1 pseudogene is annotated in these 359 nt (G+C 59.9%); it reads left to right on the forward strand.

The window, feature by feature from the left end:
- A pseudogene (locus tag L691_RS32700) lies at nucleotides 1-359 on the forward strand (ATP-dependent helicase HrpB); the annotation flags it as partial.

Consider the following 359-nt stretch of genomic DNA (forward strand, 5'->3'; position numbering starts at 1 on the left):
AGCATCACGCGGATATCGTGACAGAGCGATCCGAAGTGTACTGGGATGACGAGAGCAAGAGCGTTAAATCCCGCCGCCGCACGATGCTCGGCGAACTCACGCTCAAGGAGTCCGGTCATGAGCGTCCTTCTCCGGAAGAAGCGGCGAGGGTTCTGATGCGGGTGATTTCCGGGGAGGGTCTAAGACTGCTTCCTTGGGATAAGGGAACTCTCCAGCTTAGGGAACGCTTGGCGTTTATGCACCGGCTCGACCCTTCCTGGCCGGATGTGTCCGATGAGGGTCTCTCGGGGAGCATGGAAGAGTGGCTGCTTCCCTTTCTGGACGGCTGCCGCAGTCTGCGTGATGTCCAGCGTCTGCCG

Source organism: Paenibacillus zanthoxyli JH29, assembly GCF_000520715.1.
Classification (GTDB): Bacteria; Bacillota; Bacilli; order Paenibacillales; family Paenibacillaceae; genus Paenibacillus_AQ; species Paenibacillus_AQ zanthoxyli.